20 protein-coding genes are annotated in these 23,625 nt (G+C 69.8%); 12 read left to right on the plus strand and 8 right to left on the minus strand.

From position 1 onward, the window contains the following. Positions 1 to 159: 159 nt before the first annotated feature. Positions 160 to 1,173 carry a LacI family DNA-binding transcriptional regulator gene (locus ACGH48_RS14610; RefSeq protein WP_340195792.1) on the minus strand — a complete coding sequence of 338 codons (1,014 nt, stop codon included), beginning with the start codon at positions 1,171 to 1,173 and terminating at the stop codon, positions 160 to 162. A 146-nt stretch (positions 1,174 to 1,319) separates the two neighbouring features. Between ACGH48_RS14610 and ACGH48_RS14615 the strand changes: the two genes are divergently transcribed. Genes ACGH48_RS14615 through ACGH48_RS14630 form a run of 4 tightly spaced genes read left to right on the plus strand, consistent with a single transcriptional unit; the run spans position 1,320 to position 6,601 of the window. Then, positions 1,320 to 3,317, plus strand: a complete 1,998-nt coding sequence (locus tag ACGH48_RS14615) for a glycoside hydrolase family 127 protein (RefSeq protein WP_396289093.1) — start codon at positions 1,320 to 1,322, stop codon at positions 3,315 to 3,317. Between the two features lie 4 nt (positions 3,318 to 3,321). Then, positions 3,322 to 4,629 (plus strand): ABC transporter substrate-binding protein, encoded by a 1,308-nt coding sequence (locus ACGH48_RS14620; RefSeq protein WP_396289094.1) that lies wholly within the window; start codon positions 3,322 to 3,324, stop codon positions 4,627 to 4,629. 55 nt (positions 4,630 to 4,684) lie between these two features. Continuing rightward, positions 4,685 to 5,644: a carbohydrate ABC transporter permease gene (locus ACGH48_RS14625; RefSeq protein WP_340195795.1), complete on the plus strand. Its 960-nt coding sequence runs from the start codon at positions 4,685 to 4,687 to the stop codon at positions 5,642 to 5,644. A 3-nt stretch (positions 5,645 to 5,647) separates the two neighbouring features. Then, on the plus strand, positions 5,648 to 6,601 hold the full coding sequence (locus ACGH48_RS14630) for a carbohydrate ABC transporter permease (RefSeq protein WP_396289095.1): 954 nt from the start codon (positions 5,648 to 5,650) through the stop codon (positions 6,599 to 6,601). Between the two features lie 212 nt (positions 6,602 to 6,813). On the opposite strand, the gene ACGH48_RS14635 is transcribed toward ACGH48_RS14630, so the two are convergent. Further along, positions 6,814 to 7,863, minus strand: a complete 1,050-nt coding sequence (locus tag ACGH48_RS14635) for a substrate-binding domain-containing protein (RefSeq protein ID WP_396289096.1) — start codon at positions 7,861 to 7,863, stop codon at positions 6,814 to 6,816. Between the two features lie 181 nt (positions 7,864 to 8,044). Between ACGH48_RS14635 and chvE the strand changes: the two genes are divergently transcribed. The 3 genes from chvE (at position 8,045) to mmsB (ending at position 11,993) form a co-directional block, all read left to right on the plus strand. Next, a complete protein-coding gene (chvE, locus tag ACGH48_RS14640; RefSeq protein ID WP_123314107.1) occupies positions 8,045 to 9,172 on the plus strand; it encodes a multiple monosaccharide ABC transporter substrate-binding protein in 1,128 nt (375 codons plus the stop codon). A gap of 102 nt (positions 9,173 to 9,274) precedes the next feature. Further along, positions 9,275 to 10,825 (plus strand): multiple monosaccharide ABC transporter ATP-binding protein, encoded by a 1,551-nt coding sequence (gene mmsA / locus ACGH48_RS14645; protein WP_123314108.1) that lies wholly within the window; start codon positions 9,275 to 9,277, stop codon positions 10,823 to 10,825. Next, positions 10,812 to 11,993, plus strand: coding sequence for a multiple monosaccharide ABC transporter permease (gene mmsB / locus ACGH48_RS14650; RefSeq protein ID WP_111086259.1), 1,182 nt, complete (start codon positions 10,812 to 10,814; stop codon positions 11,991 to 11,993). Before mmsA ends, mmsB begins: the two co-directional genes overlap by 14 nt. A gap of 77 nt (positions 11,994 to 12,070) precedes the next feature. Here the strand turns inward: mmsB and ACGH48_RS14655 are convergent, their stop codons facing one another. Continuing rightward, a complete protein-coding gene (locus ACGH48_RS14655) occupies positions 12,071 to 13,408 on the minus strand; it encodes an alpha-amylase family glycosyl hydrolase (RefSeq protein ID WP_396289097.1) in 1,338 nt (445 codons plus the stop codon). A gap of 81 nt (positions 13,409 to 13,489) precedes the next feature. Here ACGH48_RS14655 and ACGH48_RS14660 point away from each other — a divergent pair, with 81 nt between their 5' ends. From ACGH48_RS14660 to ACGH48_RS14670, 3 genes are all read left to right on the plus strand, one after another. After that, positions 13,490 to 13,888 (plus strand): DUF3253 domain-containing protein, encoded by a 399-nt coding sequence (locus tag ACGH48_RS14660; RefSeq protein ID WP_123314109.1) that lies wholly within the window; start codon positions 13,490 to 13,492, stop codon positions 13,886 to 13,888. A 37-nt stretch (positions 13,889 to 13,925) separates the two neighbouring features. Then, positions 13,926 to 15,026: an SDR family oxidoreductase gene (locus tag ACGH48_RS14665; protein ID WP_396289098.1), complete on the plus strand. Its 1,101-nt coding sequence runs from the start codon at positions 13,926 to 13,928 to the stop codon at positions 15,024 to 15,026. A gap of 106 nt (positions 15,027 to 15,132) precedes the next feature. Continuing rightward, on the plus strand, positions 15,133 to 15,309 hold the full coding sequence (locus ACGH48_RS14670; RefSeq protein WP_123314111.1) for a CsbD family protein: 177 nt from the start codon (positions 15,133 to 15,135) through the stop codon (positions 15,307 to 15,309). 60 nt (positions 15,310 to 15,369) lie between these two features. On the opposite strand, the gene ACGH48_RS14675 is transcribed toward ACGH48_RS14670, so the two are convergent. Continuing rightward, a complete protein-coding gene (locus ACGH48_RS14675; RefSeq protein ID WP_396289099.1) occupies positions 15,370 to 16,443 on the minus strand; it encodes a spore photoproduct lyase family protein in 1,074 nt (357 codons plus the stop codon). 44 nt (positions 16,444 to 16,487) lie between these two features. On the opposite strand from ACGH48_RS14675, the gene ACGH48_RS14680 reads away from it, so the two are divergent. Continuing rightward, positions 16,488 to 16,793 carry a biopolymer transporter Tol gene (locus ACGH48_RS14680; protein ID WP_396289100.1) on the plus strand — a complete coding sequence of 102 codons (306 nt, stop codon included), beginning with the start codon at positions 16,488 to 16,490 and terminating at the stop codon, positions 16,791 to 16,793. A 93-nt stretch (positions 16,794 to 16,886) separates the two neighbouring features. Here the strand turns inward: ACGH48_RS14680 and ACGH48_RS14685 are convergent, their stop codons facing one another. The 4 genes from ACGH48_RS14685 to ACGH48_RS14700 form a co-directional block, all read right to left on the minus strand. Beyond that, entirely contained in the window at positions 16,887 to 18,716 is a 1,830-nt protein-coding gene (locus ACGH48_RS14685; RefSeq protein WP_396289101.1) for a beta-galactosidase family protein, read from the minus strand. A gap of 87 nt (positions 18,717 to 18,803) precedes the next feature. After that, entirely contained in the window at positions 18,804 to 20,138 is a 1,335-nt protein-coding gene (locus ACGH48_RS14690) for a sugar ABC transporter substrate-binding protein (RefSeq protein WP_340195802.1), read from the minus strand. A 47-nt stretch (positions 20,139 to 20,185) separates the two neighbouring features. Continuing rightward, complete coding sequence (locus tag ACGH48_RS14695) at positions 20,186 to 21,157, minus strand: carbohydrate ABC transporter permease (protein ID WP_221180584.1); 972 nt, start codon at positions 21,155 to 21,157, stop codon at positions 20,186 to 20,188. Beyond that, positions 21,154 to 22,101 (minus strand): carbohydrate ABC transporter permease, encoded by a 948-nt coding sequence (locus ACGH48_RS14700; protein WP_123314116.1) that lies wholly within the window; start codon positions 22,099 to 22,101, stop codon positions 21,154 to 21,156. The genes ACGH48_RS14695 and ACGH48_RS14700 overlap by 4 nt, the downstream gene beginning before the upstream one ends. A gap of 188 nt (positions 22,102 to 22,289) precedes the next feature. On the opposite strand from ACGH48_RS14700, the gene ACGH48_RS14705 reads away from it, so the two are divergent. Continuing rightward, positions 22,290 to 23,321, plus strand: coding sequence for a LacI family DNA-binding transcriptional regulator (locus ACGH48_RS14705; RefSeq protein ID WP_340195803.1), 1,032 nt, complete (start codon positions 22,290 to 22,292; stop codon positions 23,319 to 23,321). Positions 23,322 to 23,625 lie beyond the last annotated feature (304 nt).

Raw genomic sequence — 23,625 nt, forward strand, 5'->3', positions numbered from 1 at the left:
CTCTCGCCGAGGTTCCACAACACGCCGCCGACAGTGCGCCGAGGTTCCACGGACGACTCGGATCCGCGCCCAGATGCCGAGATTTCGGAACCTCGGGGTCCGGGCGGCGGGCGCGGGCGGACAGGGCGCGGGCGGGCGGCGGGCGCGCGCGGCGGCGGGCTACGGGCCGGCGGTGCTCTCGCGGATGACGAGGGCCGGGGCGACCGACGCCGAGGCCGCCGCACCGCCATCGATCAGGCCGAGCAACGCCTGCCCCGCCACACGCCCGAGCTCCTCGAGCCGCAGGTCCACCGTCGTCAGCGGCGGCCGCGAGGCGAGCGCCATCACGTCCCAGTCGTCGAAGCCCGTGACGGCGACGTCGCCGGGCACCGATCGTCCGAGCTCCCGCAGCCGATCGCACACGCCGCGGGCGATCTGGTCACTGCCGCACACGATCGCGTCGACGTCGGGTGACTGCCGGGCCAACACGTCGACGGCCTGGCGCCCCCACCGTTCCGACCATTCGCCGAACAGCGGCGGCGTGACGAGCCGCGACCCGAGCACGGAGGCTGCTCCCGCCACCCGGCGTTCGGCGGAACGGTGCCGCGAGGGCCCGGTGACGACGGCGACGCGTGACCGGCCGAGGGTGAGCACGTGGGCGGCGACGGCCGCACTGCCGGCCTCGTCGTCGAGGGTGATCGAGACGTCGTCGGCCGAGGTCGACGGGGTGAAGGCGTAGACCACGGGGATGGACACGTCGATCGGCGGCCGGGCGTCGGCGGAGCGGCCGGTGACGATGATGCCGTCGACCCCGCGGGCCGCGAGTGAGCGCAGGTAATGGGCCTCGCGGACGTGGTCGTCGCGGGTGTCGCACAGCAGGACGGCCATCTGCCCGGCGGACAGGGCGTCCTCGGCGCCGAGCAGCACCGGGATCGAGAACCGACCGAAGGAGTCGGTGGTGATCATGCCGACCGTGTAGGTGCGGCCCGACGACAGTGCGCGGGCCCGAGCGTCGCCGACAAACCCGAGCTTCTCGGCGGCGTCCTTGACCCGTGCCCGCGTGGAGTCGCGGAGCTGCCCGGTGCCGTTGAGCGCCTTCGACGCCGTGCCGATCGACACCCCGGCGAGCGCGGCGACGTCGGTGATGCGGACGGGCTGCGCGCCGCGGTCGACACCGGTGCGTTCGAGCGTCACGGCAACTCCTTTCCGGATCGGGAGACGTGTCGATGAGCATACGCATCGAATCGGCTGGGATGCTTGCGCACACCGTGTCGATGTCGTAGCGTCCCCGCCAGAAACCGTTTTCCGAAACGGATCACGTCACATCGCAAGGAGGCGACATGACCACCACGCTCGCGACCGACAGCCGTGCACGCACCGCGACCCCGGTCCTCCCCACCGCTGCCGCGCACCTGACGCTCCGGCCCCTGCCGACGGGCGACGCCCGGATCACCGGCGGGTTCTGGGCACTCCGGCAGGAGCGCAACGGCCGTGACGCGGTCCGCGGCGGGTACGCCCTGCTCGAGACCGCCGGCAACTTCCGGAACCTGCGCATCGCCGCGGGGCTCGAGGAGGGCGAGGCCGCCGGGCCGATCTTCATGGACTCCGACGTGACGAAGTGGCTCGAGGCGGTGGCGTGGGAGTACGGCCGGGCCCCGTCCGAGGACCTGCTCGACCTGCAGCGCGAGGTCACCGCCCTGTACGCCCAGGCGCAGGCCGACGACGGCTACCTCGACTCGGTGCAGCAGATCCGTGGGAAGGGCGAGCGGTACACGGACCTCAAGTGGAGCCACGAGATGTACTGCGCCGGGCACCTGTACCAGGCGGCCGTGGCGCAGCACCGTGCGACGGGCGACACCGGCCTGCTCGAGGTCGCGATCAAGAACGCCGACCACCTGGTCCGCACGTTCGGCGACGGTACGGCACCCGACGGCACACCGAAGACCCGCGACGTCGACGGCCACCCCGTCGTCGAGATGGGCCTGGTCGAGCTCTACCGCGAGACCGGCAACCGCGACTACCTCGACCTGGCGCACTGGTTCGTCGACGCTCGTGGCACCGGCATCATCGAGCGCGCCGGTGGCGAGCCGACGTACTTCTCCGACCGGGTGCCGAGCCGGCAGGCCACGACCGTCGAGGGCCACGCCGTCCGCGCCGTGTACCTGGCCGCGGGTGCGGTGGACGTCGCGATCGAGACCGGGGACACCGAGCTCCTGGCCGCGAGCGAGACGCAGTTCGCGGACATGATGGCGACGAAGGCCTTCATCACCGGCGGCCTCGGTGCGCGCTGGGACTGGGAAGCGTTCGGCGACCCCTACGAGCTGCCCACCGACCGCGGCTACGCCGAGACATGTGCGGCCATCGGCGGTGTCCAGTGGGCCTGGCGCCTGCTGCTCGCCACCGGCAAGCCGGTCTACGCCGACGCGATCGAGCGCCTGCTGTACAACGCGTTCCTGGCCGGGGTGAGCCTGGCGGGCACCGAGTACTTCTACGTGAACCCCCTGCAGCAGCGGGACCACGCGCACCAGGACGAGAACCGCTCCCCCGCACACGGGCGCCGCGGCTGGTTCGACTGCGCCTGCTGCCCGCCGAACATCATGCGCACCTTCGCGAGCCTGGACGGCTACCTGGCGACGGCGACCGACGGCGGCCTGCAGATCCACCAGTACGCGACCGCGGACCTCGGCCCGGTGTCGGTCGAGACCGGCTACCCGCACGACGGCCGCGTGGTCGTCACCGTCACCGAGGACGGCCCGCTCGCCCTCGGCCTGCGGATCCCGGTCTGGTCGGACACGACGACGGTGCAGGGTCCGGACGGCACCGCGCACCCGGAGCCGGGAACGCTGCACGTCGTCGACCGGCACTGGACCGCCGGCGACACGGTCGAGCTCGTCTTCGACACGACGCCGCACCGGTACGTCGCCGACGCCCGCATCGACGCCGCCCGCGGTCAGGTCGCCATCGAGCGCGGCCCCCTCGTGTACGCCGTGGAGCAGGCGGACCAGCAGGGCTTCACGGTCGACGACCTGACGGTCGACGCGGTCGCCCCGATCACCGAGGAACGTCGCGACGACCTGCTCGACGGCATCGTCACGCTGCGCGTTCCCGGACACGCCCCTGCCGCACACGAGCAGGCACCGTGGCCGTACCAGCGGCTGGACGCGACCCGGTCTGGAGGCGCGGGTCACGCCGTTGACGCGACCCGCGTCGGCGACGTGGCCGGCTCGCAGGGCGCCACCACGGGCCTCCCGTCGGTCACCGCGACAGCGGTTCCCTACTACGCCTGGGCGAACCGGGGCGCGGCGCCGATGCGCGTGTGGCTCCCGCTGGCGCGGTGACGTCATGGACCGCAGAGCGTTCCTGGTCGGCGGTGTCGCCGGCGGCGCAGCACTCGCCCTGGCGGGGTGCTCCGGCACCCTGCCGAAGGTCGACGCGAAGGCGGCGAGCTTCGGGAAGGACGCGACCGGCACCGTGCACGTCTGGTGCCGGTCCGCGACCCAGGCCGGGCTGACCTCGGCGGTGGCCGGCTTCAACAAGGCGAACCCGAAGCTGCAGGTCGAGCTGACCCCGGTGCCGGACGGGCAGTACGTGACGAAGCTCGCGACGGCCATCCGCGGTGGTGAGCCGCCGGACGTGGTGGACATCGACGACATCAACTCGCAGCTGTTCATCTTCCGCGAGGCGTTCGCCGACCTGACCGACGTGGTGCAGGGCCTCGACTACTTCGACGCGATCTCACCGGGGCACCTGCGGTTGCTCGAGTACCGCGACCGGTACTACGGACTGCCCTACCTGGCGGACAACTCGCAGCTGTTCGTCAACACGGAGCTGTTCGACCGGGCGGGGCTCGACGTCGAGGAGTCGACGAAGGACCTCTCCACGCTGCTCGACGCGGCGAAGGCCATCCGGAAGCTCGACGACGACGTCTTCGGCTGGTCGATCTCCGGCAACGCCGCCGGCATCATCGGCTTCGTCACGCAGCCGCACGTCTGGGCCAGGGGCGTCGACATGATGTCCGGCGAGGTCGGCGGTCAGACGGCGAACATCACCGGCAACGAAGCCCTCGAACGGATGCTCGAGTTCTACCGGCAGCTCTGGAAGGACGGCGTGCTGTCGAAAGCGACGTACGCCGACGCCGGCACGACCTGGGGCGCCGACTTCCGGGCCGGCAAGGTGGGGATCTTCCCGACCTCGTACGGCGCGACCGTGCCCGCGGCCACGAAGGCGATGCGGGCGAAGATGCAGACGGTGCTCATCCCGTCGTGGGACGGCCAGCGGTCGTTCTTCGACGGCGGCGACAACATGTGCATCCCGAACGGGGCGGCGAACCCGTCGGGCGGCTGGGCCTTCATGCAGTACGCGAACGGTCTCCAGCAACAGCAGGCCCTGCCCGACGGCGGGTACTTCCCCACCCGCTCGGACGCCGCGACGCCCGAGTACCGGAAGCGGTTCCCGCTGGCGTTCGGCCCGCTCGACGCCATCGAGAAGGGCTACGCGCCGCAGACCCTGGCCTACAACCTGCTCGTCAACCAGCCGTCGTCGCCGTACTTCGCGATGTTCCGCGAGGCCGTGTTCGGTTCGGGCACCGCTGCCGCGATGCGGACGGCGCAGGCGGACTACACCCGCATCCTCGACCAGGTCCAGGCCTGACCGCTCGCTCGCTCGTTCGTTCGCTCGCTCGCTTGTTGCACAGAGAGGTGCAGACATGACCACCATCTCCACCCGACGGACCGGCGCCGGCCGCCCGACCGTCGGCCGCGGCGCCGGCCGCCCGGGCCGCTCGGGTCCGTCCCGCGGTTCGCTCACGCACCCGCCGCGCGCCGGCGCCGTGCTCGTCACCCCGGCGATCGTCTTCGTCGCGGTGTTCGTCCTCGCCCCGCTCGTCTTCGCGCTCTACATCTCGTTCACGAACTGGCCACTGATCGGGCCGTACCGGTTCATCGGGCTGCAGAACTACCTGACGCTGTTCCAGGACCCGACGTTCGTGCACGCCATCGGTTACACGCTGCTGTACACCGCGATCGTGACGGTGCCGATCCTGGTGCTCGGCTACTTCCTGGCGGTGCTCATCCGGGCCCGGCGACGGGGCAGCACCCTGCTGCGGACGGTGTTCTTCCTGCCGTACGTCGTCGGCCTGACCACGCTGTCGTTCATGCTCGTGCTCGAGGCGCAGCCGAACTCCGGAGCCGTCAACATGGTGCTCCGCTGGCTCGGCATCACCGACGGCAGCACGGCCTGGCTCGTCAACGGCCCCCTCGCCACGCTGCTCATCTGCGTGCTCGTGGTCTGGGCGGTGTCCGGGCTGACGATGGTGCTCCTGATGTCGGCCATGCAGGGCATCCCCGACGAGGTGTACGAGTCCGCGCAGCTCGAGGGTGCGTCCTGGTGGCAGACCGAACGGCTCATCACCCTGCCGATGATCCGGTCGACCATCGCCCTCAGCGCCATCATCTCGGTGATCGGTTCGCTGCTCGCGTTCAACCAGTTCTACATCCTGACCCAGGGTGGACCGGGGACCGAGACGACCACGATCGTGAACGCGATCTACAACCGCGGCTTCGTCAACCTGCAGCTCGGCGCCGCGACCGCCGAGTCGATCGCCCTCGTCGTCGTCATCGCCGCCGTCACGGTGTTCCAGTTCTGGGCACTGCGAGAGAAGGACTGAGCCATGAGCACCACGACCTCCCGCGCCGGCCTCGCAGCACCGGACCTGTCCACCCGAACGCTGACCACCAGCGGCGACGGACACCGCCGGCGCCACCACCAGGGCAGCGTCCGGCATCCACGCGACACCGCCGTCAAGCGCACCCTCTACGTGATCGCCGGCGTCGGGTCGGTGCTCGTCTTCGGCGTCCCGCTGCTGTGGTCGATCCTGCGGGCGTTCCAGTCCGAGGCCGTCATCACGCAGGCGGCCGACCCCGCGACGTTCTTCCAGCTCGGCTGGCAGAACTTCGCGGCGGTGTTCAGCTCGTCGTCGCACCTGCTGACCGGCGTGTTCAACTCGCTGATCGTGTCGATCGCCACCGCCGTGCTCACCGCGGTGATCGCGACGATGGCCGGGTACGGGTTCGCCCGCTTCCGGTTCCGCGGCTCCGGCATCGTGTTCGGCCTGGTGCTGCTGACGATGATGGTGCCGTTCCAGGCGATCCTCACCCCGCTGTACCTCGAGATGAACGCCATGAAGCTCACGAACTCGCTGCTCGGGCTCGTGCTGTTCTACACGACGGTGAACCTGCCGTTCGGGGTGTTCGTGATGCGGAACGCGTTCGAGTCGATCCCGACCGAACTCGAGGACTCGGCGTTCGTCGACGGGGCCTCCCGCTTCCGGGTCGTCGTGTCGGTGCTCCGCCCGCTCCTGCTGCCCGGGGCCGCGACCGCTGCGCTGTACGCGTTCCTGGCGTCGTGGACCGAGTTCCTCGGAGCGTTGACCTTCCTGACGAAGGACTCGCTCTACACGCTGCCGGTGGCGCTGCTCAACCTGCAGACCGGTGCGTACGGGCAGGTGTCGTACGGCAACCTCGTCGCCGGGTCGGTCGTGGCGATGATCCCGTGCATCGCGCTCTACGTCGGGCTGCAGCGGTTCTACGTCGCAGGCCTGTCGTCCGGTGCGCTGAAGGGCTGACGGTCGGGTCAGCCCGGCCGGTGCGAGGTTGACACGGCCCCGCACCGTGCGCCCCTGGCCGGCCGGTGCGAGGTTGCTCGCTCGGTGAGGGGCTGTAGCGCCGCACCGAGCGACCAACCTCGCACCGGATGGGCAAGGCGGCACCGTGCGCCGCTGCCTCGCGCACGGCAGAACGTCGCCCCGGCCGGAGAACCCCGCACCGTGCGAGGGGTCTACGCGCTGCGGCGGACCACGAGCTCCGGGGCGAGCAGCGTCTCGTCGCGGGGCTCGCCCTCGACCAGGGCCCGCACGGTGTCGAGCACCCGTTCGCCCATCGCCCGGAAGTCCTGCCGCACGGTGGTCAGCGGCGGCGTGAAGTGCGCGGCCTCGGGCACGTCGTCGAACCCGACCACCGCGATGTCGTCCGGCACGCGCAGGCCCTCGTCGGCGAAGGCGTGGAGGACTCCGAGCGCCATCTGGTCGTTGCCGGCGAACACGGCGTCGACGGCCGTCACGTCGATGTGGCGTGCGGCCGCGAACCCGCTCCCCGGGGTCCAGTCGCCGTCGAGCACGACGGGCTCGAGGCCTGCCGCTTCCATGATCCGGACGTACGTGGCACGGCGCACCTCGGACTCCTGCGACACCGGTGGTCCGGCGATGTGCACGATCCGCCGGTGTCCGCGCGCGAACAGGTGTTCCATCACGAGCGACGTCCCCGCTGCCTGGTCGATGGCGACCGCGGCGACGGTGGGCGCGACCGGCGCGCGGACGGCGTCCCGCTGCACGGCGTTGGCCACGACCACGGGCACCGTGACCGGCACCGTGAGCGAGGCGAGGGCGTCGAGCACGCGGTTGTCGGCGGCGACGAGCACGATCGCGGCGACGTCCTGCGCGAGCAGCGTGGTCAGTGCACCGGACAGGTCGGACGGCGTCGGGTCCTCGGGCAGGGTCGAGAGCAGCACGTGGTACCCGGCCGACCGGGCCGCGCGTTCGAACCCGATCGCGGTGCTCGACGGACCGTACAGGGCGTCGCCCGCGGTGATGATGCCGAGCGCGCGGCTCCGGCCGCCGGCGAGTGCCCGGGCGGCGGCGCGGGGCCGGTAGCCGAGTTCGTGGACGGCGTCGGTGACCTGCGTGCGGAACGCGTCGCGGACCGTCGGATCGCCGTTGATGACGCGCGAGACGGTCTGGTGGGAGACGCCCGCACGCTCGGCGACGTCGAAGATCGTCGGCGCCTTCCGGCGTTTGCCGCCCGTGCCCCCTGGGGCGGTCGTGGTCGTCACGAGGCCAACCGTACCGCGCAGTCCGACCCGCGCGGCAAGATCGCGAAACGGTCACGTCGAGTTGACACCCCGTCACGGAACCCACAAGATGTGAGCGCTCACACGAGCACATCCCTCGGGGCACAGCAGCCCCGGCACCTGAGCGCGTCGAGGACGACGCGAGAGGAACAGAGGTACTTCGATGACGAAGCGCAGGATCATCGCGGGCGTTGCAGCCCTCGGCATCGCGATCGCACTCGCCGGCTGCTCGGCCGGTGGCCGTGCGTCCACCGACGGCGGCGGCAGCACCGACAACAAGGGCGCCCTGGTCGGCGTCGCCATGCCGACCAAGGTGTCGGAACGCTGGATCAAGGACGGCGACGCCGTCAAGAGCGACCTCGAGAAGGCCGGCTACAAGGTCGACCTCGAGTACGGCGACAACAAGGTCCAGCAGCAGGCCCAGCAGGTCAGCAACATGATCACGAAGGGCGCGAAGGTCCTCATCATCGCGTCGATCGACGGCGGAGCCCTCTCCGACCAGCTCGACGCCGCCGCCAAGGCCGGCATCAAGGTGATCTCCTACGACCGCCTGCTGACGGGCAACAAGAACGTCGACTACTACGTGTCGTTCGACAACGAGAAGGTCGGCGTCGACCAGGCGACGAGCCTGCTCACCGGCCTCGGCGTCCTCGACGACAAGGGCGAGAAGACCGGCGAGAAGGGCCCGTTCAACATCGAGGTCTTCGCCGGCTCGCTCGACGACAACAACGCCAGCTTCTTCTTCAACGGCGCCATGAAGACCCTCAAGCCGTACCTCGAGGACGGCACGCTGAAGATCCAGTCGGGTCAGGACCAGCTCTCGCAGGCCGCCACGCAGCAGTGGGACCCGGCGACCGCCAAGGCCCGCATGCAGAACCTGGTCGCGAAGTCCTACTCGGGCGGCACCACGCTCGACGGCGTGCTCTCGCCGTACGACGGCATCTCGATCGGCATCATTTCGGCGCTGCAGGGTGCCGGCTACGGCACCAGCGACCGCCCGCTGCCGACCGTCACGGGCCAGGACGCCGAGGCGGCGTCGGTCAAGTCGATCATCGCCGGTCAGCAGTACTCGACCATCTACAAGGACACGCGCAAGCTCGCCAAGCAGTCGGTCACCATGGCCGAGGACCTGCTCACCGGCAAGAAGCCCGAGGTCAACGACACGAAGAGCTACGACAACAAGGTCAAGGTCGTCCCGACCTTCCTCTTCCAGCCGACGGTCGTCACGAAGGACAACTACAAGGAAGTCCTCGTCGACTCGGGCTACTACACCGAAGCCGACCTGAAGTAGTCGCAACCCACCTGTCGGACAGGAGGCACGGGTCGACCCCGCCCCGTGCCTCCCGTCCGCCCCATCCGCGCGCCACGGCGCGCACCACGGAAGGCGGTCGACGTGACGGACACGATCCTCGAGATGCGTGACATCACCAAGACGTTCCCCGGCGTGAAGGCCCTGCAGGGCGTCTCGATCGAGGTCGAGCGTGGCCAGGTCCACGCCATCTGCGGCGAGAACGGCGCCGGCAAGTCGACCCTGATGAAGGTGTTGTCGGGCGTCTACCCGCACGGCTCCTTCGAGGGGCAGATCCTGCTCGACGGCGCACCGGTCTCGTTCGCGGACATCAACGACTCCGAGGCCTCTGGCGTCGTCATCATCCACCAGGAGCTCGCGCTGAGCCCGTTCCTGTCGATCGCCGAGAACATCTTCCTCGGCAACGAGCGGTCCAAGGGCGGCTTCATCGACTGGAACAAGACGAACCTGGCCGCCGCCGAGCTCCTGCAGCGCGTCGGCCTCAAGGACAACCCGGTCACGAAGATCGTGGACATCGGTGTCGGAAAGCAGCAGCTCGTCGAGATCGCGAAGGCACTGTCGAAGAAGGTCAAGCTCCTCATCCTCGACGAGCCCACCGCCGCCCTGAACGACGACGACTCCGCGCACCTGCTCGAGCTCATCCGCTCGTTGCAGGCCGAGGGCATGACGGCGATCATCATCAGCCACAAGCTCAACGAGATCAAGGCGATCGCCGACAAGGTCACGATCATCCGCGACGGCAAGACCATCGAGACGCTCGACATGCACGCCGACGACGTGTCCGAGGACCGCATCATCCGCGGCATGGTCGGCCGCGACCTGTCGAACCGGTACCCCGAGCACGATCCCCGGATCGGCGAGGAGCTGCTGCGGATCGAGGACTGGACGGTCCACCACCCGCTCGACGGGTCGCGCGAGATCATCCACCAGGTCAACCTGAACGTGCGCGCCGGCGAGATCGTCGGCATCGCCGGACTGATGGGCGCCGGGCGGACCGAACTCGCGATGAGCGTGTTCGGCAGGTCGTACGGATCCGGCATCAGCGGGACCGTCTACAAGCGCGGCGAGCCGATCAAGACCCACACGGTGTCACAGGCGATCGACCACGGCATCGCGTACGTCACCGAGGACCGCAAGCGGTACGGCCTGAACCTGATCGACGACATCAAGCGGAACATCTCCGGGTCGGCGCTCGGGAAGCTCGCGAACTGGGGCTTCGTCAACGCGTCCGAGGAGACCACGGTCGCCGGGCAGTTCCTGAAGAACCTCAACATCAAGGCACCGAACGTCGACGTCGTCACGGGCAAGCTCTCCGGCGGCAACCAGCAGAAGGTCGTCCTGTCGAAGTGGATGTACACCGATCCCGACGTGCTCATCCTCGACGAGCCGACCCGCGGCATCGACGTCGGTGCGAAGTACGAGATCTACACGATCATCAACAGCCTCGCGGACCAGGGCAAGGGGGTCATCGTGATCTCCTCGGAGCTCCCGGAGCTCCTCGGCATCTGCGACCGCATCTACACGCTCTCCGAGGGCACCATCACCGCTGATGTGCCCCGCTCCGAGGCCACCCCAGAGGTCCTCATGCAGTACATGACCCAGGAACGGGAGACCCCTGTCAATGAACGCGCTTAAGTCCGCCGCCGGCTACCTCACCGGGCAGCTCCGACAGATCGGCCTGTTCATCGCGCTGATCGTCATCGTCGTCTTCTTCCAGGTGACGACCAACGGCATCACCCTGGCCCCGATCAACGTCTCGAACCTGATCGTCCAGAACAGCTACATCCTCATCCTCGCCATCGGCATGGTGATGGTCATCATCGCCGGGCACATCGACCTGTCGGTCGGGTCGGTCGTCGCCTTCACCGGCGCGATGGCCGGCGTGATGATCACGCAGTGGCACATCCCGTGGCCGATCGCCGTCGTGCTCTGCCTGGTCGTCGGTGCGCTCGTCGGCGCCTGGCAGGGGTTCTGGATCGCCTACTTCGGGATCCCGGCGTTCATCGTCACCCTGGCCGGCATGCTCGCCTTCCGCGGTGCGGCGCAGATCGTGCTGCACAACCAGCAGATCTCGCCGTTCCCGGACGGGTTCCGTGCCCTCGGGTCCGGCTTCCTGCCGTCGTTCGGCACCACCGGCTACGAGCCGCTCACGATGATCCTCGGCTTCGCCGCCGCAGCCGTCATGGCCGTCACCGCGTTCCGCGGCCGCGCCACCCGCCGCAAGTACCAGCTCGAGAGCGAACCGTTCGCCTGGTTCATCGTGAAGCTCGTCTTCGGCGTGGTGCTGGTCGTCTACGTGGCCCTGCTGCTCGCGAGCTACAACGGCACCCCGATCGTGCTCGTCATCCTCGGTGCCCTCGTGGTGATCTACTCGGTCATCATGCGGAGCGCGGTGTTCGGCCGCCACGTCTACGCCATCGGCGGCAACGCCCTGGCCGCGCAGCTGTCCGGCGTGAAGACCAAGCGCGTCACGTTCATGCTCTTCGTCAACATGGGTGTCATCTCGGCCCTGGCCGGCGTGGTCTTCACCGGTCAGCTCAACCTGGCGGCCCCCGGTGCGGGCAACGGCTTCGAGCTCGACGCCATCGCCGCGGTGTTCATCGGTGGCGCGGCGGTCACGGGCGGCATCGGCACGGTCCCGGGCGCCATCGTCGGTGGCCTCATCATCGGCCTGCTCAACAACGGCATGTCGATCCTCGGCGTCGGCACCGAGTACCAGTCCCTGATCAAGGGCCTGGTCCTGCTCGCCGCCGTCGCGTTCGACGTGTTCAACAAGCGTCGGGCGGCCGCCGCGCGCAAGTAGGGCGTCGGTCCGGGGTCACCCCCGCGAAAGCGACAGAGTGCTGCGGAACATCCGCGCACTTCTGTCGCTTTCGTGCGTCAGCGGGACAGGACCGTCCACCCCCGGGCCGGGAGGCGCATGGTCCCGTCCCCGAGATCGGCACCGCCCGCCTCCACCTGCGTCGCGTCGGCTGCGGGAACCTCGACGGGGTCGGCCGACAGGTTCAGGGCGGTCACCACGGCAGCGTCCGACGTCGCGGTGCGCAGGACGACCGCGGTGTTCGTCAGGTGGACGACGTCGGTGTGCGCCCGGTGCAGCCACGGGTTGCGGCGGCGCAGGGCGATGAGCGCCTCGTACGCGTGCGTCAGCGCGCCCGGTGCGGGTGGTGTGGGCGGGAACTCCGGTCGGACGGCGTCGTCGCCGCCCTCGCGTTCCTCCTTCACCCCGGTCCAGCCGTACTCGTCGCCCGCGTAGACGATCGGCGTGCCGGCGACGGTGAACAGCACAGCGGCGGCGTGGCCGGCGAACGGCTCCCCAACGGCGCTCGCGATGCGGGTCACGTCGTGGTTGCCGATGAAGGTCGTCGGGGCGAAGGTCTCGAGCAGGGCGTCGTGCCGCTCGATCGCGTGCGCCAACTCGTGGCCGTTGCCGTCCGCGATGCCGTGCCAGATCCCCTGCCACAACTCGTACTGCGTCAACGAGTCCATGGACGACTCCCGGGCGATCGCCGCCGCGTCGCCGTGGATCACCTCGCCGCTGAACCACGCGTCCGGGAACCGCTCCCGCACCCGCGGCAACACCCTGGCCCAGAACGCCGGCGGCACCGCGTACGCAGCATCGAGGCGCCAGCCGTCGATCCCCCGCTCCAGCCAGTGCGTCATCACCTGGACGACGAGGTCCTCGGTCGCTGCGCTGTCGTGGTCGAGCGCAACGAGGATGTCGTGCCCCTCGAACAACCCGACGGGCACCGGCTGCCCCGGGGTCCACCCCGACCAGTCGAGCGCGAAGAGGTCAGCGGTCGCTGCGTCCGGACCCTGCTCCTCGAGCGCCCGGAACGCCGGGTGCTCGCGGCCGACGTGGTTGAAGACGCCGTCGAGCAGGACCCGGATCCCCCGCTCCCGCGCGGCGGTGACCAGGTGGTCGAAGTCGGCGTCGTCGCCGAGCCGGGGGTCGATGCGGAAGTGGTCCACCGTGTCGTAGCCGTGCGTCGAGCTCGCGAACACCGGTCCGAGCACCAGGCCGTTCAGGCCGAGGTCCACGACGTGGTCGAGCCAGGGCTCGATGCGGCCGAGGCGGTGCTCGACGGCGCGTTCCTCGACAGCAGACCCGGGTCGGACGTCCGCCCCGACGAACCCGAGCGGGTAGACGTGCCACCACATGACGTGCTCGATCCAGGCAGGCTCGGGCTGACGGACGGGGACGGTGTCGGAGGTCACCGCTCCGATGCTGCCAGCCGGACCCGCGCCCGGTGCGCTCGTGCTGAGAACGGACAGGAGCAGCAGGACGAAGATGACGGCATGGGACGCGCGATCAGAACGGAAGCGGACGCTGCGGCGAACGAGGCGGAGCACGCCGAGCGCACGTGCGCGTCGTGCGGTCGGACGATGCCCGCGTCCGCAGCCCCGGAGGCGCGGTACTGCTCCGCAGCGTGCCGGAAGCACGGAGTCGACGCCACCGACCGGGCCCTCGAACAGCGCATCGACGAGCTCCTCGCCGCGCGGGCCCGGACCTCGAGCATCTGCCCGTCCGAGGTCGCGCGTTCGCTCGAGCCCGATGACTGGCGGCCGCTGATGGAACCCGCCCGTCGAGCGGCTCGACGGATGACGGCCCGCGGCGAGGTCGAGATCACCCAGGGCGGCTCCGTCGTCGACCCCTCGACGGCGAAGGGCCCGATCCGCATCCGTCGCCCGCGGTGAGGGAACACCTGTCGTCCATCGTCGGTTGGGCACGGAGATGACTGCAACCGGATCGACCGCACCGACCTCCGCCCAGCCCCGAGCCCTCGTCGTGGGAGCGAGCGGCATCACCGGCTCCGCCCTGGTGAGCCACCTGCTCGACCTCGACTGGGACGTGACCGCGTTGTCCCGCCGGCCGCTCGCCGAGCAGGGCGTCCGGACCGTCGCAGCGGACCTGCGCGACCCCGAGAGCCTGGCGACCGCGCTCGCCGACGAGCAGCCGACCCACGTGTTCTTCACCGCGTGGCAGCGCCAGGAGACCGAAGCGGAGAACATCCGCGTGAACGGCGGTATGGTCCGCGACCTGCTGGCCGCGTTGTCACACGCTCCGCTCGAGCACGTCGCCCTCGTCACCGGCCTGAAGCACTACCTCGGCCCGTTCGAGGCCTACGCCGCGGGCGAGATGCCGGACACGCCCTTCCACGAGGAAGAGCCCCGACTCGACACCCCGAACTTCTACTACGCGCAGGAGGACGAGCTGTTCGCCGCCGCCGAGCGCCAGGGCTTCACGTGGTCGGTGCACCGCTCGCACACCGTGATCGGGCACGCCGTCGGCAACGCGATGAACATGGGCCTGACCATCGCGGTGCAGGCCACGCTGGCGAAGGAGCTCGACCTGGACTTCGTGTTCCCGGGCAGCGAGGCGCAGTGGAACGGCCTGACCGACATGACCGAGGCCGGGATCCTCGCCGAGCAGATGGTCTGGGCAGCGACCGCACCCGAGGGTGCCGACGGGGCCTTCAACATCGTGAACGGCGACGTCTTCCGGTGGCGCTGGATGTGGCCGCGGCTCGCTGCACACCTCGGCGTCGACCCGGCGCGCGTGGTCGGCTACGAGGACGAGCCGCGACCGCTCGAGCAGCAGATGGCGCCCTACGAGTCCGAGTGGGCCGGCATCGCCGAACGACACGGTCTGGCAGAGGCGGACATCACCCGGCTCGCCTCGTGGTGGCACACCGACGCCGACCTCGGTCGCGCGATGGAGGTCGTCACCGACATGGGGAAGAGCCGCGACGCCGGGTTCACGGCGTTCCGACGCACCGAACGCGCGTTCGCCGACCTGTTCGCCCGGTACCGGGCCGACCGCCTCATCCCGTGATCAGCGACGCGCCTGTCCCGCCGCAGTGAACGGGGTACAGGTGCGTCCGTACTGTCGGTGCCACACCGCCGGGACCGCCGGTGATGCCCCACCGGAAGGAATCACCATGTCGCTCGGAGACAAGGCCAAGGACGCCACGCAGAAGATCGTCGGCAAGGTCGAGGAGAAGGTCGGCGAGCACACCGACGACCAGGAGCTGCACGCCCAGGGCAAGAAGGACCAGCACATGGGCGAGGCGCGCATGCAGACGGAGAAGGCGAAGGACGCCGTCGACGACGCGTGAGCACCAGCTCGTGAACGCACCGACGGCTCGACGTCTGCTGACGTCGGGCCGTCGGTGCGTTCAGAAGGCGTACCGGATGCGGCAGGACGGCAGGTGCTCGGCGACGAGTTCGCGGAAGCGCTCGACGAGCTGTCCCTTCATGCCGGACCGGTAGCGGACGTTCACTGCGCCGTTCTGCGACACCTTCTGCTCCTGCAGGTCGGGGCGCCACAGCAGGTCCTCGGCCTTCGGGTGCCAGCCGAGGTTGACCTCGTGCAGGGGTTGGTTGTGCGTGAGGAAGATCACTTCCGCCGCGAGCTGCGCCTTGGCGGCCGGGGACAGCACGTCGTCGACCTGCCGCAGCAGTTCGGCCCAGTCGGCTTCCCAGGTCGGGGTGACGATGACCGGCGAGAAGTTGAGGTGGACCTCGTACCCGGCGTCGACGAAGTCGTTCACCGCGGCGATGCGCTCGGCGATCGGGCTCGTGCGGATGTCGGTGACCTTCGCGGTCTCGTGCGGCATGAGCGAGAAGCGGATGCGGGTCCGGCCCATCGGGTCCCAGTCGAGCAGGTCGCGGTTGACGTACTTCGTCGCGAACGAGGCCTTGGCCGTCGGGGTCATCCGGAACAGGTCGCACAGGTCCCACACGTTGTCGCTGAGCATCGCGTCGACCGAGCAGTCGCTGTTCTCGCCGATGTCGTAGACCCAGGACTCCGGGTCGCACTGGTTCGGTTCGGTCTTCGGTCCCTGCTTCGCGATGTTCCGTGCGACGTGCTTCGTGATCTGGTCGATGTTCGCGAACACCGTCACCGGGTTGCTGTAGCCCTTGCGCCGCGGCACGTAGCAGTACGCGCACGCCATGGCGCAGCCGTTCGCGGTCGACGGCGCGATGAAGTCGGCGGAGCGACCGTTCGGCCGGGTGACCAGCGACTTCTTCACGCCGAGCACGAGCGCCTCGGTCTTGATCCGCACCCAGCGCTGGACGTTCCGTTCGTCGCCGTGCACCTCGGGGATGTTCCAGTGCGACTCGACCGGGACGATCTCGGCGTCCGGCCAGCACCCGAGGATCTCCTGCCCGCGCTGCAGTTCGAGGGCGGCCGCCTCGGCGTAGATGCGTCGGACGTCGAGCATCGGGCGGACGCGGTCGTTGCTCATCGGCTCCTGTCTACCCGACACCACCGACGGTGCAGACTCGGACCATGACCGCCGAGCCCGACGACCACCTCTTCGTCGTGGACGGCCGACGCTGGCGCCGCACCGACCCCGCGCTGCCCGAGGACATCGCGGCGGCGCTCCGGAGCCACCTCGGCCGCGGGCGGAACGCCGTCAAGCAGGCCAAGCGTGCGGACGACGACGGAGCACTGGCTGCGGCGCGGCACCGGAACGGCCTGGCGAAGCACGGCCTCGGTGAACGGGGCCCGGAGTGGTGGACGCGGCCCGAGGCCGATCGGATCGCCGACGCCGAGCGTGCCCTCGCCGACCTGGACGCCCTCGACCGCGACTGATCCTTCCCATGACGCCCGCGGTGGAAAGCAGAATCGGGCGTCCCTGGTCGAAACTTCCGACCAGGGACGCCCGATTCGACCAGGTACGCGCGGCTACGCCTCGGTGTGGCCCAACGCCGGCTCGAGGAGCAGGTGCGCCGTGCGGGACGCCGATGCGTGCAGCTCGAGGACGACGAGGTCGTTCCGGCCTGAGCGCAGGACCGGGCCGGGGATCGCCAGGGTCTGCTGCGGGCCGCGCGACCAGTACCGGCCGAGGCAGAACCCGTTGACCCAGGCGACACCCTTGCGGAAGCCGTCGAGCGACAGGTAGCGGTCGTCCACCGCGTCGAGGTCGAACGACCCGGTGGCGAACGTCGGTCCGGCGAGCACCTCGCCGTCGGCCGGTTCCACGGCGGACAGCGCCTCGAGTGCGGACGGGGCGATCGGGTCGAGCGCCAACGGCGACGCGGTCCAGCGCGAGAGCGGGACCCCGTCGACGGCGACCCCGCCGATCAGGCCCTTCGGCTCGCCGATGCGGATGCCGTAGTCGACCCGCCCCTGGTCCTCGACGAGCAGTTCGAGCGTGCCGGTCACCGGCGGCAGGACGATCGCACGGTCGTGGTGCTCGCGCTCCAGGACGCCCACGACCACACCGTCGACGGACACGATCGCGCGGTCGCGGACCTCGGTGCCGACGGTCAGCACGCCGCCGGACGGCAGGTCGACCTCGGCGCGGTACAGGACGAAGCCGCTGGCCGCACCGAGGGCGTCGAACGTCGGCGGCTCGTCGTGCGCCGACCACGTCGTGAGCGTGGGCAGCAGGGAGCGGAGCGACGCGACGCGGTCCAGGCGGACGGCGAGGTCCGTGGCGGGGACGACCCGGGCCTCCCGGTCGGCTCCGTCCGCAGCATCGGACGCGAGCCGACCCGATCCACCCGGCTCCATCGATGCCGGCAGCGGCGGCACGGGCGCGTAGCGCTCGATGACCGCGCGGAAGGCGTGGAACTTCGGGGTGGGCCGACCGGCCTCGTCGAGCGGGGCGTCGTAGTCGTAGGACGTCGCGATCGGACGGTAGACGCCCTTGTCGTTCGCGCCGTTCGTGAAGCCGAAGTTCGTGCCGCCGTGGAACATGTAGATGTTGACCGAGCCGCCGGCGGCGAGCAGGTCGTCCAGGTCCGTTGCCGAGGCAGCAGCCGGCGTGGTGTGGTGGTGCTCGCCCCAGCTGTCGAACCAGCCGTCCCAGAACTCGGAGCACATCAGGGGGCCGGTGGGCTGGGCCTGCCGCAGGCGCTCGAGGCGGGCGACGGACCGCGAGCCGAACGAGCCGGTCTTGTGCAGCGACGGCAGCGAGCCGTCCTCGAGCATCGTGCCCATCGGCTGGTCGACGCTCGTGAAGGGGACGGTGAGCCCGATCGCCCGGTGCATCTGCTCGAGCTTCGACAGGTAGACGGGGTCGGAACCGTAGGCGCCGTACTCGTTCTCGACCTGCACCAGGACGATGGGTCCGCCGTTGTCGATCTGCCGCGGGACCAGCACCGGCGCCAACGCGTGCAGGTACGAGGAAACCGCTGCGAGGAACCCCGGCTCGTCGCGTCGGACGCCGACGGTGCCGTCGGCGAAGAGCCAGTACGGCAGACCGCCGTTGGTCCACTCCGCGCAGATGTAGGGGCCGGGACGGACGATGGCGTGCATGCCCTCGGCGGCGACCAGGTCGAGGAACCGGCCCAGGTCGAGCCCGCCGGTCAGGTCGAAGACGTCGGGCGCCGGGGCGTGCGCGTTCCAGGCGACGTAGGTCTCGATGGTGTTGAGCCCCATCAGCTTCGCCTTGCGGATGCGGTCGGCCCACAGGTCGGGGTGCACGCGGAAGTAGTGGATCGCGCCGGACAGGACCCGGTGCGGCTCGCCGTCGAGCAGGAAGTCGGTGTCGCCGATGGCGAATCGCATGGTGTGACTTTCTCATGGCCGGCCGGAGCCGGGCGTGGAGCGGGGCCGTGCGGACGTGTCCGCACGGCCCCGCCGAGGGTGCGGTGCCTACTTGGTCGAGACCGTGAAGCCCTGGTCCTTGCCGTACTTGGCGAGGGCCTTCTGCCAGGCCTCGAGGCCGGCGTCGAGCGAGGTGCCGTTCTCGTACGCCTGACCGACGGTGTCGGCGTAGACGCTGTTCGCGTACACCTGGTACGGCAGGTAGGTGAAGTCGTTGTCCGAGGACTTCGACGCGTCGACGAGCACCTTGTTGATCTGCTGGCCGCCGAAGTACTCCGGCTTCTCGTCGAGGAAGGCCGACGAGTCGAGGTCGGCGGTGGTCGAGGGGAACCCACCGGACTTCATGAAGACGTCGGTCGACGCCTTCGACGAGTTCAGCCACTTGAGGAAGCCCGCGGCGAGGGCCGGGTTCTTCGACTGCTTCATGACGACCTCGGCGCTGCCGCCGTTGTTCGCGGTCTGGGCGGTGCCGCCGTCGTAGGTCGGCATCGGGGCGACGCGCCAGTCACCCGAGGCCTGGGCGACGCCGGATTCCAGGTTGCCGGGCATCCAGGCGCCGGTGATCATCGTGGCGATCTCACCGTTGCCGAGCTGCTTGTACCAGTCGTCGGTCCAGCCGACCGTCTTCGACAGCAGGCCCTGCTCGACGAGCTCGTTCCAGGTGCTCGTCCACTTCTTGGTGCCCGCGTCCTGCAGGTTGATCGTGACCTTGTCGCCGTCGGTGGTGAACGGGGTGCCACCGGCCTGGGCGATCATGCTCGTGGTGAAGCCGGCGTCGCCGGAGTCGGCCGCGATGTACGCGTTCGGGTCGGCCTTGTGCAGCTTCTTCGCGGCGGTGACGTACTCGTCCCACGTCTTCGGCACGGCGATGTCGTGCTTGTCGAAGACCGTCTTGTTGTAGAACAGCGCCATGGGGCCGGAGTCCTGCGGCAGGCCGTAGACCTTGCCGTCGATCGAGACCGAGCTCCAGGTGCTCTTCGCGAACTTGTCCTCGAGCGAGTCGAAGCCGTAGCCGGACAGGTCGAGGAGCGAGTCGGACAGGGCGAACTGCGGCAGCGCGAAGTACTCGACCTGGGCGACGTCGGGGGCGCCGGAGCCGGCCTTCACGGTGTTCTGCAGCTTCGTGTACTGGTCGGCGCCGGTGCCGGCGTTGACGAGCTTGACCTTCACCTTGGGGTACTGCTTCTCGAACGCGGCGACCTGGGCCTTGGCAGAGGGGGTCCAGGACCAGTAGGTCAGGGTGCCACCGTCCTTCAGGGCCTTGTCGATGTCGTCGGACGAACCGCCGGAGGACGAGCCGCCGGACGCGCAGGCAGCGAGGGCGATCGCGGCGGTGACGCCGATGGCGAGGGCGCTGAGCCCGCGCCGGAGACGCTTGTTCATGGGGGTGCCTTTCACTTCTTCGTGGAGAGGGGGTGGAGCTTGCTGTGTCAGGCCTTGACCGACCCGGCCGCGAGGCCGGACTGCCAGAAGCGCTGGAGGAAGAGGAACGCGACCACGATCGGGATGATCGTGAGGAGCGATCCGGTGACGACGAGGTTGTAGATCGGCTGCGCGCCGGACCCGGTGGCCTGGGCGTTCCACTGGTTCAGGCCGACCGTCAGGGGGTACCACTTCGGGTCGCTCAGCATGATGAGCGGCAGGAAGTAGTTGTTCCAGGTGGCGACGACCGCGAAGAGCAGGACGGTGACGACACCGGGAGCGAGCAGGCGGAGCGCGATCGTGAAGAAGATCCGGAACTCGCCGGCGCCGTCCATGCGGGCGGCTTCGAGGAGCTCGGCGGGGATCGCGTCGACCGCGTAGGTCCAGATCAGGTACATGCCGAACGGGCTGATGAGCGACGGCAGGATGATCGACCACGGGGTGTTGGTCAGGCCGACCTGTGAGAAGAGCAGGAAGGTCGGGACCGCCAGCGCCGTGCCGGGGACCGCGATGGCACCGAGCACGATGGCGAACACCGCGCGGCGTCCGGGGAACTGGAACTTCGCCATGCCGTAGCCGGCGACGGTCGCGAGCAGCGTGGCGCCACCCGCACCGACGACCACGTAGAGCAGCGTGTTGCCGAACCACTGCAGGAAGATGCCGTCGTTGTACGTGACGGTGTCGACGATGTTCTGCCAGAGGTTGAAGTCCCCGCCGAACCAGAGGCCGAAGGTCGACAGCAGCGACGCCTGCGTCTTCGTGCTGTTCACGAGCAGGTAGAACAGCGGCGCGAACGAGTACACGACGAAGACGACCATGACCGCGGTCAGCAGGCCGGAACGCTTCGGCTTGCGTCCGTCCACGTGCTCCTCGGCCTTCCTGGAGGCGCGGATCGAGCGGGTGCGCGGCGCACGTTGCGTCGTGGTCGCCTCGGTCACCGTGGCCGCTGCGGGCCCGGCCGGGTGCTGGATGGTGCTCATCGGTTCTCCTCGCGGGTGCCGCGGACCTGGACGACGTAGGCGATCACCGCGGTGATCACGCCCATCACGATCGCGACCGTGGCGGAGTAGTTGAACTGCTGACCGCTGAAGGACAGCGAGTAGGCGTACATGTTCGGGGTGAAGGCGCTGCCGATGACGTTCGGCGCGAGCGTCTTGAGCAGGTTCGGCTCGTTGAAGAGCTGGAAGCTGCCGATGATCGAGAAGATCGTGGCGATGACCATCGGGCCGCGGAGCGCCGGGAGCTTGATCGAGAACACCGTGCGCAGGGGGCCCGCGCCGTCGAGCTCGGCGGCCTCGTACAGCTCACCGGGCACCGTGCGGAGTGCGGCGTAGAAGATCAGCATGTTGTAGCCGAGGAACTCCCACGTGACCACGTTGCCGATGCTCGTCAGGACCCAGGTGGGGCTGAAGGGCTGCAGCAGGTCGATGCCGAGGGCATCGTTCGCGGCGCCGGTGAGACCGAACTGGTTGCCGTAGATGAAGCCCCAGATCAGGGCCGCGACGACACCGGGGACGGCGTAGGGCAGGAAGACCGCGATGCGGAAGAACGACGTGCCCCAGAGTCGGGCGCTGTCGAGCGCGAGGGCGGCGACGAGTGCGAGCCCGAGCATGATCGGCACCTGGACGACCAGGAAGATCGCGACGCGGCCGAAGCCGGACCAGAACTTGGCGTCCTGGAAGAGCTGCACGTAGTTGGCGAACCAGACGAACTGGTTGCCGCCGATGAGCTGGTCGCGGAACAGGCTGAGCCAGAGGGCGTAGCCGATCGGGACGATGAGCATGGCGACGAGGACGACCACGAAGGGGCCGACGAAGAGCCAGCCGGTCCAGCGTCCGCGCGCCTTGGTCCGACGACCGGCCGGGCGGGGTGCTGCCGGCTGCGCTGCGGCTGCTTCGCCGGGCCGCGCTGCGAGCGTGCTCATGTGACTCCTTCGTCTGCTGCGTTCGGGTGGTCGATGTCGACGTCGCAGCCCCGGACGGATCAGAGGTCCGGGGTGAACACCGATGATGACGTCAACATCGAACGTCAGGACGATAGCATGGCAACGTCAACATGCACTACCGTCCGGGGAGGCAGACTGCGCGAACCCGCAACGGAAGGAGCGAGCCGATGACGACCGAGTCCCCCGCCGGCACCCGCCGCTCGCCCTCGATGGCCGCCGTCGCCGACGCAGCCGGGGTCTCCATGCAGACGGTCTCGCGTGTCGCCCGGGGGTTCGACAACGTGAGCCCGGACACCCGCGACCGGGTCCAGCGCGCGATGGACGCCCTCGGCTACCGCCCGAACCGCGCAGCCCGTGCCCTGCGATCAGGGCGCTTCCGCACCATCGGCGTGATCATGTTCACGCTCGCGTCCTTCGGCAACATGCGCACGCTCGAGGCGATCGCCGACGCCGCCGGTGCCGCCGACTTCACGATCACACTGCTGCCGATGGCCTCGCGCACCGAGGAAGGCGTCCGCTCCGCGTTCTCCCGCCTGCACGAGCAGGCCGTCGACGGCGTCGTGATCATCATCGAGTCGCACATCATCGACACGGCCGAGGTCGTCCTGCCCGACGGCGTGCCGATGGTCATCGTCGACTCCACCGGCAGCACGGAGCACCCGGCGATCGACACCGACCAGACCGACGGTGCCCGCCAGGCAACACAGCACCTGCTCGACCTGGGCCACGAGACGGTCTGGCACGTCGCCGGACCGACCTCGTCGTACTCCGCCGCACGCCGGTTGGCAGCCTGGCAGGACACCCTGTCGCGCGCCGGACGGGTCGTCCCGCCGGTGTTCCACGGCGGCTGGACGACCGAGCACGGCTACTCGGCGGGGCTCGAGATCGCCGCACGCCCGGACATCACCGCGGTGTTCGCCGCGAACGACCAGACCGCCCTCGGGGTGCTCCGCGCCGCACACGAGTCCGGGCGGTCCGTGCCGTCGTCGCTCAGCGTGGTGGGGTTCGACGACTCCCCCGAGTCCGACTCCTTCTGGCCGCCGCTCACCACCGTGCACCAGTCGTTCGACGAGGTCGGTCGCCGAGCGGTCGCGAACCTGCTCGCCCAGATCGACGGCGAGTCCGTGTCCTCCGCCCCCGACCTGGTGCCCGTGCGCCTGGTGGAGCGGTCGAGCACCGCGCCCCCGCCCGCGCGCTGACGCGGCCCGCCCGCCGGCCGCGGCGCGACACGCCCCGCTGGCCCGGTTCGCGGCCCTGGTTCGCGAAAGCGACACTGTGCCGCCGACCTTCCGCGGAGAACTGTCGCTCTCGCGGACAGGACCGCGCAGCCGGCCGCACATCTGTCGCCTTCGCGACCAACAGGCGGACGGGAGGCACGGTGCGGGCCCGCCACGGGCCTCCCGTCCGCAGCTCGGGGCGCACCCGCGAAAGCGACACTGTGCCGCCAACCATTCGCGGAGAACTGTCGCTTTCGCGGTCCGGACGCCGCAGCATGCCGGGAGA

It is taken from the genome of Curtobacterium pomorum (genome assembly GCF_044497295.1).
GTDB lineage: Bacteria > Actinomycetota > Actinomycetes > Actinomycetales > Microbacteriaceae > Curtobacterium.

Excerpts from the sequence above, each read along its gene's own strand:
- ACGH48_RS14700 (WP_123314116.1), bottom strand. The coding sequence starts at position 22,101 with ATGAGCACGCTCGCAGCGCGGCCCGGCGAAGCAGCCGCAGCGCAGCCG.
- ACGH48_RS14630 (WP_396289095.1), top strand. The coding sequence starts at position 5,648 with ATGAGCACCACGACCTCCCGCGCCGGCCTCGCAGCACCGGACCTGTCC.
- chvE (WP_123314107.1), top strand. The coding sequence starts at position 8,045 with ATGACGAAGCGCAGGATCATCGCGGGCGTTGCAGCCCTCGGCATCGCG.
- ACGH48_RS14620 (WP_396289094.1), top strand. The coding sequence starts at position 3,322 with ATGGACCGCAGAGCGTTCCTGGTCGGCGGTGTCGCCGGCGGCGCAGCA.
- ACGH48_RS14625 (WP_340195795.1), top strand. The coding sequence starts at position 4,685 with ATGACCACCATCTCCACCCGACGGACCGGCGCCGGCCGCCCGACCGTC.
- ACGH48_RS14670 (WP_123314111.1), top strand. The coding sequence starts at position 15,133 with ATGTCGCTCGGAGACAAGGCCAAGGACGCCACGCAGAAGATCGTCGGC.
- ACGH48_RS14615 (WP_396289093.1), top strand. The coding sequence starts at position 1,320 with ATGACCACCACGCTCGCGACCGACAGCCGTGCACGCACCGCGACCCCG.
- ACGH48_RS14675 (WP_396289099.1), bottom strand. The coding sequence starts at position 16,443 with ATGAGCAACGACCGCGTCCGCCCGATGCTCGACGTCCGACGCATCTAC.
- ACGH48_RS14695 (WP_221180584.1), bottom strand. The coding sequence starts at position 21,157 with ATGAGCACCATCCAGCACCCGGCCGGGCCCGCAGCGGCCACGGTGACC.
- ACGH48_RS14690 (WP_340195802.1), bottom strand. The coding sequence starts at position 20,138 with ATGAACAAGCGTCTCCGGCGCGGGCTCAGCGCCCTCGCCATCGGCGTC.
- ACGH48_RS14660 (WP_123314109.1), top strand. The coding sequence starts at position 13,490 with ATGGGACGCGCGATCAGAACGGAAGCGGACGCTGCGGCGAACGAGGCG.
- ACGH48_RS14665 (WP_396289098.1), top strand. The coding sequence starts at position 13,926 with ATGACTGCAACCGGATCGACCGCACCGACCTCCGCCCAGCCCCGAGCC.
- ACGH48_RS14705 (WP_340195803.1), top strand. The coding sequence starts at position 22,290 with ATGACGACCGAGTCCCCCGCCGGCACCCGCCGCTCGCCCTCGATGGCC.
- ACGH48_RS14680 (WP_396289100.1), top strand. The coding sequence starts at position 16,488 with ATGACCGCCGAGCCCGACGACCACCTCTTCGTCGTGGACGGCCGACGC.
- ACGH48_RS14685 (WP_396289101.1), bottom strand. The coding sequence starts at position 18,716 with ATGCGATTCGCCATCGGCGACACCGACTTCCTGCTCGACGGCGAGCCG.
- mmsB (WP_111086259.1), top strand. The coding sequence starts at position 10,812 with ATGAACGCGCTTAAGTCCGCCGCCGGCTACCTCACCGGGCAGCTCCGA.